The sequence below is a fragment of the Collimonas arenae genome (assembly GCF_001584165.1).
In the GTDB taxonomy this organism is placed as follows: domain Bacteria; phylum Pseudomonadota; class Gammaproteobacteria; order Burkholderiales; family Burkholderiaceae_D; genus Collimonas; species Collimonas arenae.
On sequence record NZ_CP013233.1, the window covers coordinates 3,660,692 to 3,679,623 of the forward strand.

Below are 18,932 nucleotides of genomic sequence, written 5' to 3' on the forward strand. Positions count from 1 at the left end.
CACTAAACCCCTATCAAATAAACACCGTTAATTTCCACGTGGAAATTAATATTAAAGACTTGCGCCAAGACGTTCCCATATAAAATGAGCGGCCAAATGTTCGCATGGTAATTTCCTGTGCAAACTGCGGCCAGACCAGGCTAGCGACATTCAGCTGCCGACACGCAATGCCTTTCACCAATATCCACCACTTCATGTACATCGTCAACCTGCTGCTCCCCGACTTCACACTGATCCTGATTGGAGTCATCCTGCGCCGCCTGAGCAATTGGGGTAGCGATTTCTGGACCGGAGCGGAAAAGCTGGTGTATTTCCTGTTGTTCCCGGCGCTACTGTTCTACTCCACCGCACGCACGCCGCTGCGCTTCGACACCAGCGGCAAGATGCTAGCGGTCGGCTTGCTGGCGCTGCTTGGCGCCATCGTCCTGACCTGGCTCGGCAAGCCGTGGATCAAGGCGGCGCCGATGGATTACGAATCCGGCATGCAAACCGGCTATCGCTTCAATTCCTATATGGCGCTGGCGTTAGCGGCACGGTTGGGCGGCGAGGAGGCCACCGGCATGATGGCGTTACTGATCGGTTTCGGCGTCCCTTTGTGCAATCTGGCTGCGGTGCATGCGCTGGCGCACAAGAATGGCGGCCTGTTCAAGGAACTGGCGCGTAATCCGCTGCTGATCGCTACCGCCTGCGGATTACTGTACAGCTTGCTGGGGTTGCCAATGCCGGAAGTCGCCGGTGCAGTCTTGTCGCGCCTCGGCAGTGCCGCGCTGGCATTGGGCCTGTTGCTGGTCGGCGCCGGTCTGCATTTGACCGGAGTCCAGCGCGCCAAGGCGCTGTCGGCCTATTTACTGGCGGTGAAACTGCTGGCGTTGCCAACTCTGGCTTTCCTGATCGGACAGTGGTTCAGGCTGGCGCCAGCGCAATTGCAGATCGTAGTGCTGTTTTGTGCGTTGCCGACCGCATCCAGTTCCTACATCCTGGCCGCCCGGATGGGTGGCAATGGTCCTCTGGTGGCTTTCCTGATTTCCGCCGGCACCATGCTGTCGGCGCTGACGCTACCGTTCTGGTTGTGGATGCTGCAACACTGAGGAATCGCTGCGAGCCGCTCCGTGTTGCTGCAAGGCCCATTCGACATGCTCGCGCACCAGCTCGGATGGATCGTCGATGCGCGCACGCAGGGCTGCCACAATCTCCTGCGTACTCACATCGGCCGCGGCGGCGTTGCCTAAACCCACCGCCATGTTGCGCAACCAGCGCTGATAGCCGATGCGACGAATCGGACTGCCTTCCATGCGGCTGTTGAATTGCGTTTCAGTCCAGCCGAACAATTCCACCAGCGTGGCCTGATCCAAGCCGTTGCGTACATCGAAATCGCCCAGCGTGGACGGCTGCGCGAATTTGTTCCAGGGACAAAACAGCTGGCAATCGTCGCAACCATACACCCGGTTGCCGATCAGCGGCCGCAACTCAAGCGGGATGCTGCCTTTCAGCTCGATCGTCAGGTAAGAGATGCAACGCCGGGCGTCCAGCCGATAAGGGCCGACAATCGCCTTGGTCGGACAAACATCGATGCAGGCGCTGCACTGGCCGCAATGCGAACTGACCGGCGCATCCAGCGGCAGCGGCAGATCGGTCAGGATTTCACCGAGGAAGAAGAACGATCCTGCCTCGCGGTTGAGCAATAAGGTGTGCTTGCCGCGCCAGCCTAAACCGGCCTTCTGCGCCAGCGCCACTTCCATCACCGGCGCCGAATCGGTGAATACCCGGTAACCGAATTCGCCGATTTCATCCTTGATGCGGTCGGCCAGCTGCTGCAGGCGCGAGCGCAACACCTTGTGATAATCGCGGCCACGCGCATACAGCGAGACCGTAGCCGTAGCCGCCGCCTTCCCCAGCCGGGCTTGCTCACGCAGGCGCCATTGACCGTCATCGCCCTGGTACTCGCGCGGCAGGTAGTCCATGCGCGCCACAATCGCCCGAATCGTTCCGGGCACCAATTCTGCAGGCCGGGCGCGCTTCATTCCGTGCGCTGCCATATAATCCATCTCACCGTGATAGCCAAGCTCCAGCCACGCCTGAAAACCCGCCTCCTGTTGCGCCAGGTCGACGTCGGAAATGCGGATATCAGCAAAGCCAAGCTCCCGCCCCCATGCCTTGATGGTGGTGGCCAGAGCGATTAAATTGTGATCCGTTGCAAGCATCGAGCAGGTATTCCGGGAAGACTTTATATAGAGGACTATGTTACGTGATGCCGCATTTTACTACCCACCTGCATGATGAAGCCGGCACCAACGCCTTGGGCGCGGCATTGGCACGGGCTTTGCTGCCCGGACTTTCGATCCATCTGCAGGGCGATCTCGGCGCCGGCAAGACCGCTCTGACGCGTGCTTTGCTGCACGCCGCTGGCTACCAGGGCCACGTCAAGAGTCCAACTTACACTCTTGCGGAACCTTATGCCATTCAGATCGATCAACAGACGGTCGAATTGATCCATTTCGACTTGTACCGGATGGCGAGTCCAGACGAATTTCTGGAGGCCGGTTTCCGGGAACACTTCAACAGCACCAACGTCTGTATCGTCGAGTGGCCGGAAAAGGGGCACCAGCGTTGCCGGAGCCCGACATTCGTGTATTACTCAGTGTTTCCGGCAAAGGACGTGATGTAGAATTGCAGGCGTTATCTGATAAGGGTAGTCAATGTCTCGCTCGACTGAAATTTGCACCAAACCTCTAAAGTCAAAAATCCGCCGGACTGTCCTCAAGGCCGGCGGCACGTTGCTTATTTCAGTCCTCGCGCCGATGTCCGCGCGCGCCGCGCAAATTGTCGCGGTGCGGGTCTGGCCAGCAGAAGACTACACCCGCGTCACGCTGGAAAATGACGCCGAACTGAAGACCTCCCATTTCCTGGTGCAGAATCCGGACCGGATGGTGGTTGACATCGAAGGCATCGAACTCAATCCGACCTTGAAGGAACTGGTCGCCAAGATCCAGCCTAACGACCCTTACATCAAGCAGGTCCGTGTCGGCCAGAATCGTCCGAATGTGGTGCGGCTGGTGTTCGACCTGAAGGAAGAAGTCAAGCCGCAGGTATTTACCTTGCCGCCGGTTGGCAATTACCAGCATCGGCTGGTATTCGACCTGTACCCGGTCAATCCGCCCGACCCGATCGCGGCGATGATCGAAAAAGGCGAATGGCCGAGCGGCTCTACCGTCGATCCAGCACCGCAGGTGGCTCAAGCGCAGCCGCCGCAACCACAGGCGCAGCCACCAAAACCGCAACCCCAGATACCTCAGCCACAACCCGAGCAGCCGCAAATTGCACGGATCGATCCCAAGCCGGACCGTACCCCGACTCCCGGTCTGACGCGCATGATCACCATCGCTCTCGATCCCGGCCATGGCGGGGAAGATCCGGGCGCCACCGGGCGTGGCGGCAATCGTGAAAAAGACGTGGTGCTGTCGATCGCCAAACGCCTCAAGGCCAAGATTGAGCAGCAGCCGAACATGCGTGTGATGCTGACCCGCGACGCCGATTTCTTCGTCCCGCTCGGCGTGCGCGTGCAAAAAGCGCGCAAGGTGCAGGCTGACCTGTTCGTCTCCATCCATGCCGACGCCTTCGTCACGCCAACCGCGCGCGGCTCATCGGTATTCGCCCTGTCGGAAAAAGGCGCCACATCCACCGCCGCACGCTGGATGGCCAACAAGGAAAACTCGGCCGACCTGATCGGTGGCATCAACATCAAGAGCCATGACAAGCAATTGGCCAGCGTCTTGCTGGATTTATCGACCACGGCCCAGATCAACGACAGCATGAAACTCGGCAGCGCAGTGCTGAGCGAAATCGGCGGCATCAACAAATTGCACAAGGGCGCGGTAGAGCAAGCCGGCTTCGCGGTGCTAAAGGCGCCAGATATCCCAAGCATCCTGATCGAAACCGCGTTCATTTCCAATCCGGAAGAAGAAGCCAAGCTGACCGACAATGCTTACCAGGACCAGATGGCCGATGCCGTCTTGAAAGGCATCAAGAAGTATTTCTCCCACAATCCGCCGTTGGCCAGAAACCGCCTGACCTGACCCTGCATCCAGCGGGGTCTAAAGCAACAAGGGCCTGATGCAATCAATGCATCAGGCCCTTGTTTCATTCCCACAGCGTTATTGCAAACACGTGGGAATTTCTTTGAGCAGATTACGCGCCGCGCAGCTTGCGGTACAGCTTCCAGAGCGCTCCCGCCGCCACCGGAACCACCGCAGCGCCTACACCGATCAGCACAATGGTGTTCAGATGATCGCGGATGATCGGGATATTGCCGAAGAAATAGCCCGCAGTCACCAGACCGACAACCCATAACAGGGCGCCGGTAATATTGAAGAACTGGAATTTCGAGAACGTCATTTCCGATACGCCAGCCACAAACGGTGCGAAAGTCCGCACGATCGGCACAAAACGCGACAGGATGATGGTCTTGCCGCCGTGATGTTCGTAGAACGCATGCGTCTTTTGCAGCGCCGCCTTGTCCAGCCAGCGATAATCGTGGGTATAGACTTTATGCCCGATCAGGCTACCGATCCAGTAATTCAAGGTGTTGCCGGTCGTTGCCGCAATAATCAGCAAACCAATCAGGACCCAGATGTTCATCTCACCGGTCGCACAAAATGCGCCTGCGACAAACAGCAAGGTATCGCCAGGCAAAAACGGCAGCACAACTAAACCGGTTTCGCAAAAAACAATCAGGAACAACACCATGTATATCAGCGTGCCGTATTCCTTAATCAAGAAGCCAAGGGATTTATCGACATGCAGGATGACATCGATGAATTGCATAAAGTCCATAAGTGATTTTCCTCAGTTAGCGCGGGAATAATACACTACGAAAGACAGCAAAAAGACAGATCGACCGCCTGATTATGTTTGCGCTGCCAAAAAAATCCTTTCAACAAGCCAGGTGGCAACTCTCAGCCGGCGCCCGGCGCTTCGGTATAATCGCCACATGAATGCACCGCTCTCCCCTATCCGTCCGATCCAGCAACTGCCGGACAACCTGATTTCGCAAATCGCCGCCGGTGAAGTGGTCGAACGGCCATCCGCCGTGGTCAAGGAACTATTGGAAAACGCGCTCGACGCCGGCTCCAGCCAGATCACGGTGCGATTGGAACAAGGCGGCGTCAAGCGCATCGCCATCACCGACAACGGCCGTGGCATCACACCCGAGCAATTGCCGTTGGCGCTGGCGCGCCACGCGACCTCCAAAATCGCCTCGCTAAACGACCTGGAAAACGTTGCCACGCTAGGTTTTCGCGGTGAAGCGCTGGCCTCGATCGCCTCGGTATCGCAACTGACGCTGACCTCGCGCACCGCCGACGCCACGCACGCCTCGGAAATCGACGGCAGCACGCTGGCCGTGACGCCATCGTCCGGCGCCCAAGGCACCACCGTCGATGTGCAAGACCTCTATTTCAATACGCCGGCCCGGCGCAAGTTCTTGAAATCGGAACAGACCGAATTCGGCCATTGCGCGGAAGTGGTGCGACGGATCGCCCTGGCGCGGCCGGATGTATCCTTCTCGCTGACCCATAACGGCAAGACAATCGACCACTGGAACGTCACCGAAATGGCGAAGCGCAGCGCCAGCATCCTCGGCAGCGAGTTCGCCAACGCCCGCCTGGCGCTGGACGAAGGGGCCGGACCGCTGCGGCTGCACGGCTTTGTCGGCTTGCCGACCGCTTCCAAGGCGCGCGCCGACGCCCAATATTTCTACGTCAACGGCCGTTTCGTGCGCGACAAGCTGCTGGTGCATGCGGTGCGCGCCGCCTATCAGGATGTGCTGCACGGCGACCGCTACCCATCGTATGTGCTGGGATTGGACCTGGACCCGGCGCTGGTCGACGTCAATGTCCACCCATCGAAAATCGAAGTGCGCTTCCGCGACAGCCGCGCCGTGCACCAATTCGTATTCCACGCCGTCAGCCGCGCGCTGGCGCAAACTTCGGCCACCTCTTTTGGCGCGACACCGGCGCCGCTGGCCGCACCCACCGGCGCCATGCCCTGGATTCGCGGCTCGCAGGAGCACTTGCAGGCGATCTTGCAACCAGCAGCGCAACCGCTACAGCACCAGACTTCATTTGGCCCGCAGTTTGCACCGGCCACGCATGGCGTCGCCCAGACCGCCGCCAACTACGGCGCACTGTTTGCCGATGGCGACCGCACTCCAGGCAATACCAATGGCTATGCCGCGAATACTGCGACAGCAGCTCCCGCCGCCAATCAAACCTTGCCGACCGACGATTTCCCGCTCGGCTTTGCACTGGCGCAACTACACGGCATTTATATCCTGGCGCAAAACACCAAGGGGCTGGTGCTGGTCGACATGCACGCGGCGCATGAACGCATCCTGTACGAACAATTGAAAGGCGCACTGGATGAAGATGCGATGCAGGTGCAACCGCTGCTGATCCCGGTGACGTTCTTCGCCGATGCCGTCGAAGTCGGCACCGCCGAAGAAAACCGCGAGACCCTGCATGCACTGGGCTTCGACATCGCCGCCATGTCGCCCACTACGCTGGCGGTGCGCTCGGTCCCGGCCCTGCTGAAAAACGCCGATGCGCAAACGCTGGCGCGCGATGTGCTGCGCGACGTGCGCGAATTCGGCGGCTCCCGGGTCCTGGTCGAGCGTCGCAACGAACTGCTCGGCACGCTAGCCTGCCACACTGCCGTGCGCGCCAACCGCAGCCTGACCATCCCGGAAATGAACGCCCTGCTGCGCCAGATGGAAGCCACCGAACGCGCCGACCAGTGCAACCACGGCCGTCCAACCTGGAGCCAGTTGGCTCTGTCCGATTTGGACAAACTCTTTTTGCGCGGACAGTAAGCAGCATGTCATCCTCTTCTGCATCATCCGCGCGCAAGCCGCTGGTCGTCGCCATCATGGGCCCGACCGCGTCCGGCAAAACCGCCTCCGCCCTGGAAATCGCACGCCACATTCCCTCCGAAATCATCTCGGTCGATTCGGCCCTGGTGTATCGCGGCATGGACATCGGCACCGCCAAGCCCAGCGCCGAGGAACTGGCCGCCGTCCCGCACCACCTGATCGACATCATGGAGCCGACTCAATCCTATTCGGCCATGCAATTCCGCGACGATGCGCTACGCCTTTTCGCGGAAATCCACGCGCGCGGCAAGCTGGTGCTGATGGTCGGCGGCACCATGCTGTATTTCAAGGCCCTGCGCGACGGCCTCGACGAACTGCCGCAAGCCGATCCGGCGCTACGCGCCCGGCTCGACGCCGAAGCTGCCCAGATCGGCGTCCCCGGCATGCACGCCAAGCTAGCCCAGCTCGACCCGGTCACCGCCGCCCGCCTGAAACCCAACGACAGCCAGCGCATCCAGCGCGCGCTGGAAATCATTGAACTCAGCGGCCAGACCATGTCCTCGCTGCTGACCGACCGCCCCGCCCCCGAACTGCCGTTCGACACGTTGCCGCTGGCTTTGGAACCGTCCGACCGCAGCGTATTGCACCAGCGCATCGCCCAGCGTTTCGATTTGATGCTAGGTCAACAACATAACGGTCCGGTGGAGGGGGGATTGACGAAGGGTGGCTTAATACAGGAAGTAGAAACCCTGCGCGCCCGCGGCGACCTGCACCTCGGCTTGCCGTCGATGCGCTGCGTCGGCTATCGCCAGACCTGGGAATACCTGGACGGCCAGTACGGCTACCAGGAGCTACGCGAAAAAGGCATCGCCGCCACCCGCCAGTTGGCCAAGCGTCAACTGACCTGGCTGCGTTCCATGCCGGAACGCATCGTGATCGACTGCATCGGCAACCATGTCGCCGAGACCGTCCTGGAGACAGTCAGCAACGCCCTAAAACGATAATAACGTCACAATTTTTGCCAAAAATTCGGGGCAAAATCCTGTTTTTCTTGACAGCTTTTAACGAAAACCGCATAATTGCGGGCTTGTTTGGTGATATAGCTCAGTTGGTTAGAGCACAGCACTCATAATGCTGGGGTCGGTGGTTCAAGTCCACCTATCACCACCACGAACACGTTTCAAGAAGTCCAGTAACGTACAGAAACCCGCCTCTAGCCTAGTGCTGATGCGGGTTTTTTGTTTTCTGAACGCTTTAACGCCCATTTACATCCACTTGTTTGCTCCCGTACTTACATCCACGTATTACCCCTGAACAGCATGGATGCAAAAAATCTGAAAGCAGCAGGAAATGATCCCGCCCAAGCTAAACGACTTGAAAAAAATTGCACAGAGCGACTTTCAATGCCAATACCTTTGAGGCTGTGGCACATGAGTGGCATGCAAACATGCGCGATACCTGGCAGGCTCGCACGACGACCAATATCCTGCACCGGCTGGAAAAGGACGTTTTACGGCCCCTTTACTCTGCCCTAATAAACTATCGACAAAAATTTGTTGAAGTGGGCAAAGAATGGGGGCTTCTACTGAATGTTTGGACCTTCAATATCCGTTGAAAGCCCTTTGAACAATATTGATAATTCCTTAGGAATCCAACCAGGAACGTCCGGCGCCACATCATTAACAATAGTCCTTAGCAAACTTCCGGTATTTTTGTAATTTCCCAGCAATATCGGAAATACCTGCTTAATTTTATCTTCTAAGAAATGTCCATTTTCTTCCAACATCGCTTTGGGAAGAGAGAGTTTTTTTCCGTCCAAATATTCACATTCAACGCACTCCCCCTCGAAACCCAAGGCCCGCGCTGTGGCAGTCGCGAGGGCTTGCATTCGTGCCACATCTCCACCAACCAAGGAAATATACGTCTCTGTCGCCGCAATTTTAAGTTTCTCTCTTGCTATTTTTATATCCAATTTGGCGATCTTGAGTCCAACCAAGCATGGATCAAAGATACAATTTTCCAAGGAGTATCTACTTCCTTCCGCAAGCACAAAAACACGCCCGTTCGAGATATTGGTTTTATCCCAATCGATGATGCCAAATGTAGATGTATTACCTGCCTTCTCAAGATGACTCACTAAATTCTTTACAACTGTTGCCCCACCATTCTCGTCCGCTACTGACCCAGACTTAGAGGCGCCAGATGCTGCAATAAAATGTAGTGATACTTCCGAATCAAATTGTGGTTTGATAATTTGAAATAATTTTTCGTACATTTCCGCGTCAATTCGACTTTCCACAAACACCTGTCGTCGCCCATCAAAACTAATCGAAAGTGTTGGAATACCGTATGTCAAAAGCCGAACCGCTTTTTCTTTAGATGATTTTTTTAAGCTGTAACTATTGCGCATAACAAATATAGATTCATCCGGCGCAAGAGCTACAGTGGTCGGAGAGTGAGTTGCCAGAATGACCTTAATACCTCTCTGAACTACGAGTTCCTCTTTGATCGTTTCAATCAAGTGTCGTGTCATCGTCGGGTGCAAAGGAGCATCTACTTCATCCAACAAGATTAGTTCAGGGTATTGAATTGCCTGTCGGCTGTCTCTTGCCTGATACAAACATAACGCGAAGGACATCAGAACTTTTTCCCCAGATGAGAGTTGGCCAAACGGGACCTCTATCCCGTTTGATATTTTCGTGAGAACAGGAGTAAAGTCGTCGTAAACATTAGACTTGGGTTTATTGATTCGGAATGGTAACTGCGCTCGCTCCAAAACTGCATTGACGAAATCCCATGGTGATTTACCGTATTGGCTTTCGAATTCAAGCTCCGAAAGCGCCTTAGCATCTGATTGCCGATTCTCCGCCAAATCGAGTTGTTGGAGCTTATTCAAAAGTTGCATATCACGGTATGCGACGAACAATTGCCCTAAGCTTTGTTGAAATACGTTGGCATTTCCCCATAAATCTATAGCTTCGGTCTGCAGATCCTTTTCGCCAATTAGCGCCAACGGAATATTTTTGAGTTTTGAGAATTTCTGAAGCCCCGGACTAATACCGCTCACTCGAACATATTCCGATTCGCGTTGACTCATATGTTGCAAAACTTGTTGGCGCGTCGTTTCAACAAATTCTGTTGTGACCCCTAAGTTTCGCGAGATTGCATTGATATCCCCAATAAGAACGGAAAGAGGATCAGACAATATAAATTGCGCATTGTTTTTCGACGCTTCGGCCATCAACCCTACTAGAAGTCCATTGACCTCATTACGAGCGACTCCCTTTAAATGATTCAACTGTTGTAACGTGGTCTGACGCATCTGGCGCAGAGTAGCGCTTGAGAATGCACCAGTATCTGTAGGCACCAATGACATAGCATCAAAAAATCTGGCGACTCCGCCATTTTTGGCTACCCCATCAACCGAAATATGTCCAGCTTCAATTGCTCTAAGGAGATGTGTCTTGCCTGAACCATTGGGTCCGGTCAAAACAACAAAATCAGGAAGTTCGTCCGAAACTAGCGAATATATAGATTGATACGTCTGAGTGAAATTTAAACGCATGAAATCCAACTCCTAGCAAGTAAGTGGGTGAATGCTTCGATTCAATGTGTAGGAATTGAACAGAGAACATGCCGTGCAAATTTGGATGATTCAATTGCAATCCGACATGATCATAAAGCGTCATTTATACTTCGGTTGGAAATTTGCAAATAAATTTCCCCGAAACAAAATGCGCCTAAACCAAGCTCGGTCTATGCCCAAGTGTTGGCGAATAAGAGGTAATTGGAGATCAACTGCTGTGAGCAAGGAATTTTTTTGCATCCATGTTTTAATCCATGAACAACAAAAATAGATTAGACGCCAAGCATTTATATGACTCTACACAGACTATTAAAGTCAACCTATCGCAAATTGCTCCCACTCATAGACTCTTGATCTTACGCCAAAGCGTAGTACGACTAATACCAAGGTATTTAGCAGCCGCCTCCCGGTTTCCATTAAAACGCGCCAACACTTGCGCAATGCTTTCAGCGTCCTCTGGCGTGGCGCTTGACGCAATCGGCCCGCTTGCCAATGCAGGCGACAATGCCCGCGGAGCAAACTCCGGCGCAACGCTGATAATGAAAGCCGGCGACAGCGCCTGCAACGGCTCAGCTGCCAAAAACAACGCCAGCCTTTCCATCAGGTTACGCACCTCACGCGCATTGCCAGGCCAAGCATACGCGCCGAGCAAGGGTGCGCAGGCGATGAGTTCGGCGTGCAGGTTGGGATGCGGTCTGGCACCGAGCGCGGCCAGCGCTTTTTTCAAACACCATTCAGCCAGAACGATCAGATCTTCCGGACGTTCGCGCAGCGGCGCCAGTGTCAGGCGCAATACGGCGAGGCGATAGAACAGATCGGCGCGGAAGCGGCCTTCGCGTACGCGTTGCTCCAGGTCGCAGTGGGTGGCGCTGATGATACGGACATCGACCGGGATCGGCCGGGTGCCGCCGACTCTTACCACTTCGCGTTCTTCCAGCACCCGTAGCAAACGGGTTTGCAGCGGCAGCGGCATTTCACCGATTTCATCCAGGAACAGTGTGCCGCGATGGGCGGCTTCGAACAGGCCGGCATGGCCGCCGCGACGTGAGCCGGTGAATGCCCCCTCTTCATAACCGAATAATTCCGACTCCAACAGCGACTCCGCAATCGCGCCGCAATTGACAGCGACAAACGGCTTGTTGCCGGCTAGTGCGCGCGGGTTTTCGCGGTGGATGGCCTGGGCGACGAGTTCCTTGCCAGTGCCGGTTTCGCCTTGAATCAATACCGTGGCTTGCGATTTCGCATACAGCACGATCGACTGGCGCAGGGTTTCCATCATCGGCGAATCGCCGCGCAAATCGTTGAGGCCGTGCTTGGCGCGCAGCGTGTCGGCCACCGGCGCATTGCGACCGTGGCCTTGACTACGGCTCGATTCCAGCTGCGTCAGCAGTGCGATTTCCAGCGCGTCATCGAAGGCCTGGCGGATCGATGTGGCGGAATAGACGAAGACCGCAGCCAGACCGGCCTCTTCGGCCAGATCAGTGATCAGGCCGGCGCCGACAATCGCCTTGACGCCGCTGGCCTTGAGCTCATTGATCTGTGCACGCGCATCTTCTTCGGTGGCGTAGTCGCGTTGCTGGATGTTGAAGCCGAAGGCGTTCTGGAATTCCTTGAGCACCGGCATCGTCGACTGGTAAGTGATGATGCCGATGTCGGGCGTGATCTGGCGCGCGCGCGCCAAGGCCTGCAGTACGTCGAAACCACTGGCCTTGGCGATCACGACCGGCACCGACAACCGGCTCTTCAGATAGGCGCCGTTGGAACCGGCGGCGATCACGGCGTCGCAGCGTTCGGTTTCCATCCGCTCACGGATGTAGCGCGCGGCTTCGTCGAAGCCGAGATGAATGGGTTCGATGCTCGCGCGGTCGTCGTATTCCAGCGTGATGTCGCGGAACAGGTCTGACAAGCGCGAGACCGAAACGGTCCAGATCACCGGCTTTTGGCTGGCGTTGGCGGGATCGTGGGCATCGCCGAGCTTACGGCGGGGAGGAAGTGGATGTTGCATGTTTCAAATATGTGGAACATCAATGTTTCAATACACGTAAATGTAACATCGAATGAAACAAATCAATTGCTCAATTTGGCATCAGATGGATTTTACCCTCAACAAAAAATCGTCATAAGCCATTGATTTAATGAAACTATTCAAATACCTGGCACGTTCCCCTGTGAGTCGTTACTTGCGTGGCATGGCGATTGCTTTATCGCAGGAAGATCCATCGTGCAGACATCTGCATGAAACAACCAGCCATTCATCAGGAGAACACATGAGTCAGCATTCCGCAGGCGCCGCCTTCCGCAAGGCGGTACAGGAAGAATCCCCGCTACAGGTGATCGGCGCGATCAACGCCAATCACGCCTTGCTGGCCAAGCGTGCCGGTTACAAAGCCATTTACTTGTCCGGCGGCGGTGTCGCGGCCGGTTCGCTGGGCTTGCCTGACCTTGGCATTTCCAATCTGGACGATGTGCTGACCGATGTGCGCCGCATCACCGATGTCTGCGATCTGCCTTTGCTGGTCGATGTGGATACCGGCTTCGGCGCCAGCGCCTTCAACGTGGCGCGCACCGTCAAATCGATGATCAAGTTCGGCGCGGCAGCGATCCATATCGAAGACCAGGTCGGCGCCAAGCGTTGCGGCCATCGTCCGAACAAGGAAATCGTCAGCAAGCAGGAAATGGTTGACCGCATCAAGGCCGCCGTCGATGCCCGCACCGACGACAACTTCGTCATCATGGCGCGCACCGATGCGCTGGCAGTGGAAGGGCTGGAATCGGCGCTGGATCGCGCGATTGCCTGCGTTGAAGCCGGCGCCGACATGATTTTCCCGGAAGCGATAACCGAGCTGGCGATGTACAAGCAATTTGCCGCCGCGGTCAAGGTACCGGTGCTGGCCAACATCACTGAATTCGGCTCGACGCCATTGTTTACTGTGGACGAACTGAAATCGGCCGATGTCGGCCTGGTGCTGTATCCGTTGTCAGCGTTCCGCGCCATGAACAAGGCGGCAGAAAACGTCTACGCCGCAATCCGTCGCGACGGCACGCAAAAGAATGTGATCGACACCATGCAGACCCGCATGGAATTGTATGACCGGATCAATTATCACGATTTCGAGCGGCATCTGGATGCCCTGTTTGCCGCACAAAAGAAATAACGCCCCGATTTCAAGACACCCCGATTCCCTTCCGTCAGGAGACTAAAAAATGAGTGAAGCACAAGCAACTGCGCAGTCGACCCCCTTTAAGCCAAAAAAATCCGTCGTGCTGTCTGGCGTCACCGCTGGCAATACTGCGCTGTGTTCCGTCGGTAAAACCGGCAACGACCTGCACTACCGTGGCTATGACATCCTGGATATCGCTGACACCTGCGAGTTCGAAGAAATCGCCTATCTTCTGGTGCATGGCAAGTTGCCGACTGCTGCCGAACTCAAGGGTTACAAGACCAAACTGAAATCCCTGCGCGGCCTGCCGGCCAGCGTCAAGGCGGCGCTGGAAGCGTTGCCTGCCGCCTCGCATCCGATGGACGTGATGCGCACCGGCGTGTCGGTGCTGGGCTGCACGCTGCCCGAGAAAGAAGACCACAATGCACCAGGCGCACGCGACATCGCCGACCGCCTGATGGCTTCGTTCGGCTCGATGCTGCTGTACTGGTATCACTTCAGCCACAATGGCAAGCGCATCGAAGTTGAAACCGACGACGAATCCATCGGCGGCCATTTCCTGCACCTGTTGCACGGCAAGAAACCGTCGGCCTCGTGGGAAAAGGCGATGCACGTGTCGCTGATCCTGTATGCGGAACACGAGTTCAATGCCTCCACGTTCACCAGCCGCGTGATTGCCGGCACCGGTTCCGATTTCTACTCTGCCATCACTGGCGCCATCGGCGCACTGCGCGGCCCGAAGCATGGCGGCGCGAATGAAGTCGCACTGGAAATCCAGAAACGTTACGACAATCCGGATGAAGCGGAAGCCGATATCCGCAGCCGCGTAGAGAACAAGGAAGTGGTGATCGGCTTCGGCCATCCGGTGTACACCGTCTCCGATCCGCGCAACAAGGTCATCAAGGAAGTGGCCCGCAAGTTGTCGGTGGAAGCCGGATCGACAGCGATGTTCGACATCGCCGAGCGTCTGGAAAGCGTGATGTGGGAAGTCAAGAAAATGTTCCCGAACCTGGACTGGTTCTCGGCTGTTTCGTACCACATGATGGGTGTGCCGACCGCGATGTTTACCCCGCTGTTCGTGATTTCCCGCACCTCTGGCTGGGCCGCACACGTGATCGAACAACGTATCGACAACAAGATCATTCGTCCATCGGCCAATTATGTCGGCCCGGACAATCTGGAGTTTGTGCCGATCGCTAAACGTTGATCATTTAAGGCAATTTCTAAAAACGCCGTCATCCCCGCGAACGCGGGGATCCAGGTTACGAGTGCAAAATGGATTCCCGCGTTCGCGGGAATGACGGCATCTGTTTTTTTGTCTCGAGCTTTACCTTCTTCTCTGACTGAGCCATGAACACAGCAAACCGCAAACCCCTGCCCGGCACCAAGCTGGATTTCTTCGACACGCGGGCAGCTGTCGATGCCATCCAGCCTGGCGCCTACGACAAACTGCCGTACACCTCGCGTGTGCTGGCCGAGAACCTGGTGCGCCGTTGCGACCCGGCGACACTGACCGACTCCCTGAAACAGTTCATCGAACGCAAACGCGACCTCGACTTCCCGTGGTTCCCGGCGCGCGTGGTGTGTCACGACATCCTCGGCCAGACCGCACTGGTCGACCTCGCCGGCCTGCGCGATGCGATTGCCCTGCAAGGCGGCGACCCTGCCCTGGTCAACCCCGTGGTGCCGACGCAGCTGGTAGTAGATCACTCACTGGCCGTTGAATGCGGCGGCTTCGACGCCGACGCCTTCGACAAGAACCGCGCCATCGAAGACCGTCGTAATGAAGACCGCTTCGATTTCATCAACTGGACCAAGAAGGCGTTCAAAAACGTTGACGTCATCCCGCCTGGCAACGGCATCCTGCACCAGATCAACCTTGAGCGCATGTCGCCGGTGATCCAAGTGAAGGACGGCGTCGCCTTCCCGGATACGCTGGTCGGCACCGACAGCCACACGCCGATGGTGGATGCGCTGGGCGTGATCGCCATCGGCGTCGGCGGCCTGGAAGCGGAAAGCGTGATGCTGGGCCGCGCTTCGTGGATGCGCCTGCCGGATATCATCGGCGTTGAACTGACGGGCAAGCCACAGCCGGGCATCACCGCGACCGACATCGTGCTGGCGCTGACCGAGTTCCTGCGTGCGCAGAAAGTTGTGTCCTCCTATCTGGAATTCTACGGCGAAGGTGCCTCCCACCTGACGCTGGGCGACCGCGCCACCATTTCCAACATGGCGCCGGAGTTCGGCTCCACTGCCGCGATGTTTTACATCGACGAGCAAACCATCAAATACCTGAAGCTCACCGGCCGCGACGATGCGCTGGTCAAGCTGGTGGAGCTCTACGCCAAGGAAACCGGCCTGTGGGCGGACAGCCTGAAGAATGCCGAGTACGAACGCGTGATCCGCTTCGACCTGTCGTCCGTGGTGCGCAATATCGCCGGGCCATCCAACCCGCACAATCGCGTGCCGACTTCGGAGCTGGCAGCACGCGGCATCAGCGGTACGGTAGAAAATGAACCGGGCCTGATGCCTGATGGCGCCGTGATTATCGCCGCCATCACCAGCTGCACCAACACCAACAACCCGCGCAACATGATCGCCGCCGGCCTGCTGGCGCGCAACGCGAATGCGCGCGGCCTGCTGCGCAAGCCTTGGGTAAAAAGCTCGCTCGCACCTGGCTCCAAGACGGTGGCACTGTATCTGGAAGCAGCAGGATTGCTGCCGGAACTGGAAAAACTGGGCTTCGGCGTCGTGGCCTTTGCCTGCACCACCTGCAACGGCATGAGCGGTGCCCTCGATCCGGTGATCCAGAAAGAAGTCGTCGAGCGCGACCTGTACGCCACCGCGGTCCTCTCGGGTAATCGCAATTTCGACGGCCGTATCCATCCTTACGCCAAACAGGCTTTCCTGGCCTCGCCGCCGCTGGTAGTGGCCTATGCGATTGCCGGCACCATCCGTTTCGACATCGAAAAGGATATCCTCGGCATTGACGCTGCCGGTCATCCCGTGACGCTGAAAGACATCTGGCCATCCGATGAAGAAATCGACGCCATCGTCGCTGCCAGCGTCGAGCCTGAGCTGTTCCGCAAAGTCTACGAACCAATGTTTGCCGTGGTTGCCGATAACGGCGAGAAAGTCAGCCCGCTGTACGACTGGCGTCCGCAGACTACCTACATCCGCCGTCCGCCGTACTGGGAAGGCGCACTGGCCGGCGCGCGCACGATGAAGGGCATGCGGCCGCTGGCGGTATTGGGCGACAACATCACTACCGATCACCTGTCGCCATCGAACGCCATCATGCTCGATAGCGCCGCCGGCGAATACCTGGCCAAGATGGGCTTACCGGAAGAGGATTTCAACTCCTACGCCACGCATCGGGGCGATCACCTCACAGCACAGCGCGCCACCTTCGCCAATCCGACATTGAAGAATGAAATGGTAAAGGAAAACGGCAAGGTCAAAGCCGGCTCGCTGACCCGCGTCGAACCGGAAGGCAAGGTCACGCGCATGTGGGAAGCCATCGAGACTTACATGGAACGCAAGCAGCCACTGATCGTGATCGCCGGCGCCGACTACGGCCAAGGTTCTTCACGCGACTGGGCCGCCAAAGGCGTACGGCTGGCTGGTGTGGAAGCCATCGTCGCGGAAGGCTTCGAGCGCATCCACCGCACCAACCTGGTCGGCATGGGCGTGCTGCCGCTGGAGTTCAAGCCGGGTGTGAACCGCAACACCCTGCAAATTGACGGCAGCGAAACCTTCGACGTGCTGGGCGAACGTACGCCGCGCACGACGCTGACGTTAGTCATCAATCGCAAGAACGGCGAGCGCCTGGAAGTGCCGGTAACCTGCCGTCTTGATACAGCGGAAGAAGTATCGATCTACGAAGCCGGTGGCGTGCTGCAACGTTTTGCGCAGGACTTCCTCGAATCGTCGACGTCTGCCTGAGACGCGACAAACGCAATCTAGTTTTCGGCGCGCGTAACACAAAGAGCTAACTGGGGTCAGAGTAATTTTCGCAAAAGACCGCGAAAAAAACTCTGACCCCAGATGACTCTAGGCAACCGCATGGTACAAGCGCAACCACCACTTTTGATCGAAGAAAACATCATTAGGACAACATGATATGACCCACGTACCCCAGATCAAGATCTCCGCCACCTACATGCGCGGCGGTACCAGTAAAGGTGTGTTCTTCCGCCTGCAAGATTTACCCGAAGCAGCGCAGACGCCAGGCCCGGCGCGCGATGCGCTGCTACTGCGCGTCATCGGCAGCCCGGACCCATACGGCAAGCAGATTGACGGCATGGGCGGCGCAACCTCCAGCACCAGCAAGACGGTCATCCTGTCCAAAAGCAGCAAGCCCGATCACGATGTCGATTATCTGTTCGGCCAGGTCGCGATCGACAAGGCATTTGTCGACTGGAGCGGCAACTGCGGCAACCTGTCTGCCGCAGTCGGTTCATTCGCGATCAACAGCGGCCTGATCGACGCCAGCCGCATACCGCAAAACGGCATCGCCACCATCCGCATCTGGCAGGCCAACATCGCCAAGACCATCGTCGCGCATGTCCCCATCACCAACGGCGCAGTGCAGGAAACCGGCGACTTCGAGCTCGACGGCGTCACCTTCCCTGCCGCAGAAGTACAACTTGAATTCATGGCCCGGCTGCCGACGAAGATGGCGCAGGCGGCTCCATGTTCCCCACCGGGAACCTGGTGGACGATCTCGAAGTACCAGGCGTCGGCACGCTCAAGGTCACGATGATCAACGCGGGTATCCCGACCATTTTCCTCAACGCCGAAGCGCTCGGCTACACTGGCACCGAACTGCAAGACGCCATCAACGGCGATACCGCGGCTCTGGCAAAATTCGAAGCCATACGCGCGCATGGCGCGCTGCGCATGGGCCTCATCAAGAAGCTAGAAGAAGCCGCCAACCGCCAGCACACCCCGAAGGTCGCGTTCGTCGCCAAGCCAGCCAGCTACGTATCCTCCAGCGGCAAGCAAGTCGCCGCCGCCGATATCGATCTGCTGGTGCGCGCGCTATCGATGGGCAAGCTGCATCACGCCATGATGGGCACCGCCGCCGTCGCCATCGGCACCGCAGCCGCGATTCCCGGTACGCTGGTCAACCTTGCGGCTGGCGGCGGTTCATTGAACGCAGTGCGCTTCGGTCATCCTTCCGGCACTTTACGGGTAGGTGCGGAAGCCAGCCAGGTCAATGGCGAATGGAGCGTGACCAAAGCGATCATGAGCCGCAGTGCGCGGGTGTTGATGGAGGGATGGGTGCGAGTACCTGGGGACGCGTTCTAAAGCAGAG

The 18,932-nt window shown here is 57.2% G+C and carries 12 protein-coding genes, 1 tRNA gene and 2 pseudogenes; 11 read left to right on the top strand and 4 right to left on the bottom strand.

Features of this window, described 5'->3' with window-relative positions:
* Positions 1 to 194: 194 nt before the first annotated feature.
* Entirely contained in the window at positions 195 to 1,088 is an 894-nt protein-coding gene (locus CAter10_RS16810) for an AEC family transporter (protein ID WP_061535423.1), read from the top strand.
* On the opposite strand, the gene queG is transcribed toward CAter10_RS16810, so the two are convergent.
* The gene (gene queG / locus CAter10_RS16815; protein WP_061534310.1) at positions 1,056 to 2,201 is read right to left on the bottom strand and encodes a tRNA epoxyqueuosine(34) reductase QueG; all 1,146 of its coding nucleotides are present in this window, start codon (positions 2,199 to 2,201) and stop codon (positions 1,056 to 1,058) included. The genes CAter10_RS16810 and queG overlap by 33 nt on opposite strands.
* A 47-nt stretch (positions 2,202 to 2,248) precedes the next feature.
* Between queG and tsaE the strand changes: the two are divergent.
* Positions 2,249 to 2,733: pseudogene (gene tsaE / locus CAter10_RS16820) on the top strand (tRNA (adenosine(37)-N6)-threonylcarbamoyltransferase complex ATPase subunit type 1 TsaE).
* The gene (locus tag CAter10_RS16825; protein WP_061534311.1) at positions 2,697 to 4,073 is read left to right on the top strand and encodes an N-acetylmuramoyl-L-alanine amidase; all 1,377 of its coding nucleotides are present in this window, start codon (positions 2,697 to 2,699) and stop codon (positions 4,071 to 4,073) included. Before tsaE ends, CAter10_RS16825 begins: the two are co-directional and overlap by 37 nt.
* 112 nt (positions 4,074 to 4,185) lie before the next feature.
* On the opposite strand, the gene CAter10_RS16830 is transcribed toward CAter10_RS16825, so the two are convergent.
* Positions 4,186 to 4,830 carry a VTT domain-containing protein gene (locus CAter10_RS16830; RefSeq protein WP_061534312.1) on the bottom strand — a complete coding sequence of 215 codons (645 nt, stop codon included), beginning with the start codon at positions 4,828 to 4,830 and terminating at the stop codon, positions 4,186 to 4,188.
* 157 nt (positions 4,831 to 4,987) lie between these two features.
* On the opposite strand from CAter10_RS16830, the gene mutL reads away from it, so the two are divergent.
* The 4 genes from mutL to CAter10_RS24610 all read left to right on the top strand — a co-directional run bounded on the left by mutL (position 4,988) and on the right by CAter10_RS24610 (position 8,480).
* Positions 4,988 to 6,865 carry a DNA mismatch repair endonuclease MutL gene (mutL, locus tag CAter10_RS16835; RefSeq protein ID WP_061534313.1) on the top strand — a complete coding sequence of 626 codons (1,878 nt, stop codon included), beginning with the start codon at positions 4,988 to 4,990 and terminating at the stop codon, positions 6,863 to 6,865.
* A 5-nt stretch (positions 6,866 to 6,870) separates the two neighbouring features.
* A complete protein-coding gene (miaA, locus tag CAter10_RS16840) occupies positions 6,871 to 7,869 on the top strand; it encodes a tRNA (adenosine(37)-N6)-dimethylallyltransferase MiaA (RefSeq protein WP_061534314.1) in 999 nt (332 codons plus the stop codon).
* An 89-nt stretch (positions 7,870 to 7,958) separates the two neighbouring features.
* Positions 7,959 to 8,035 (top strand) — tRNA-Met (locus CAter10_RS16845).
* Positions 8,036 to 8,288: 253 nt separating this feature from the next.
* Positions 8,289 to 8,480 (top strand): hypothetical protein, encoded by a 192-nt coding sequence (locus tag CAter10_RS24610; RefSeq protein ID WP_417924728.1) that lies wholly within the window; start codon positions 8,289 to 8,291, stop codon positions 8,478 to 8,480.
* Here the strand turns inward: CAter10_RS24610 and CAter10_RS16850 are convergent.
* The gene (locus tag CAter10_RS16850) at positions 8,448 to 10,430 is read right to left on the bottom strand and encodes an AAA family ATPase (RefSeq protein ID WP_061537380.1); all 1,983 of its coding nucleotides are present in this window, start codon (positions 10,428 to 10,430) and stop codon (positions 8,448 to 8,450) included. The two genes, CAter10_RS24610 and CAter10_RS16850, sit on opposite strands and share 33 nt — an antisense overlap.
* A gap of 361 nt (positions 10,431 to 10,791) precedes the next feature.
* Entirely contained in the window at positions 10,792 to 12,456 is a 1,665-nt protein-coding gene (gene prpR / locus CAter10_RS16855) for a propionate catabolism operon regulatory protein PrpR (RefSeq protein ID WP_061534316.1), read from the bottom strand.
* Positions 12,457 to 12,718: 262 nt separating this feature from the next.
* On the opposite strand from prpR, the gene prpB reads away from it, so the two are divergent.
* From prpB to prpF, 4 genes and pseudogenes are all read left to right on the top strand, one after another.
* Complete coding sequence (gene prpB, locus CAter10_RS16860) at positions 12,719 to 13,606, top strand: methylisocitrate lyase (RefSeq protein ID WP_061534317.1); 888 nt, start codon at positions 12,719 to 12,721, stop codon at positions 13,604 to 13,606.
* Positions 13,607 to 13,655: 49 nt separating this feature from the next.
* Complete coding sequence (gene prpC, locus CAter10_RS16865; protein ID WP_061534318.1) at positions 13,656 to 14,819, top strand: bifunctional 2-methylcitrate synthase/citrate synthase; 1,164 nt, start codon at positions 13,656 to 13,658, stop codon at positions 14,817 to 14,819.
* Positions 14,820 to 14,962: 143 nt separating this feature from the next.
* Positions 14,963 to 17,557, top strand: a complete 2,595-nt coding sequence (acnD, locus tag CAter10_RS16870; protein WP_061534319.1) for a Fe/S-dependent 2-methylisocitrate dehydratase AcnD — start codon at positions 14,963 to 14,965, stop codon at positions 17,555 to 17,557.
* A 178-nt stretch (positions 17,558 to 17,735) separates the two neighbouring features.
* Positions 17,736 to 18,925, top strand: a pseudogene (gene prpF / locus CAter10_RS16875) (2-methylaconitate cis-trans isomerase PrpF).
* Positions 18,926 to 18,932 lie beyond the last annotated feature (7 nt).

Bases quoted from the DNA above. Each gene is read 5' to 3' on its own strand.
- CAter10_RS16810 (WP_061535423.1), top strand. From the start codon at position 195: ATGTACATCGTCAACCTGCTGCTCCCCGACTTCACACTGATCCTGATT.
- queG (WP_061534310.1), bottom strand. From the start codon at position 2,201: ATGCTTGCAACGGATCACAATTTAATCGCTCTGGCCACCACCATCAAG.
- CAter10_RS16825 (WP_061534311.1), top strand. From the start codon at position 2,697: ATGTCTCGCTCGACTGAAATTTGCACCAAACCTCTAAAGTCAAAAATC.
- CAter10_RS16830 (WP_061534312.1), bottom strand. From the start codon at position 4,830: ATGGACTTTATGCAATTCATCGATGTCATCCTGCATGTCGATAAATCC.
- mutL (WP_061534313.1), top strand. From the start codon at position 4,988: ATGAATGCACCGCTCTCCCCTATCCGTCCGATCCAGCAACTGCCGGAC.
- miaA (WP_061534314.1), top strand. From the start codon at position 6,871: ATGTCATCCTCTTCTGCATCATCCGCGCGCAAGCCGCTGGTCGTCGCC.
- CAter10_RS16850 (WP_061537380.1), bottom strand. From the start codon at position 10,430: ATGCGTTTAAATTTCACTCAGACGTATCAATCTATATATTCGCTAGTT.
- prpR (WP_061534316.1), bottom strand. From the start codon at position 12,456: ATGCAACATCCACTTCCTCCCCGCCGTAAGCTCGGCGATGCCCACGAT.
- prpB (WP_061534317.1), top strand. From the start codon at position 12,719: ATGAGTCAGCATTCCGCAGGCGCCGCCTTCCGCAAGGCGGTACAGGAA.
- prpC (WP_061534318.1), top strand. From the start codon at position 13,656: ATGAGTGAAGCACAAGCAACTGCGCAGTCGACCCCCTTTAAGCCAAAA.
- acnD (WP_061534319.1), top strand. From the start codon at position 14,963: ATGAACACAGCAAACCGCAAACCCCTGCCCGGCACCAAGCTGGATTTC.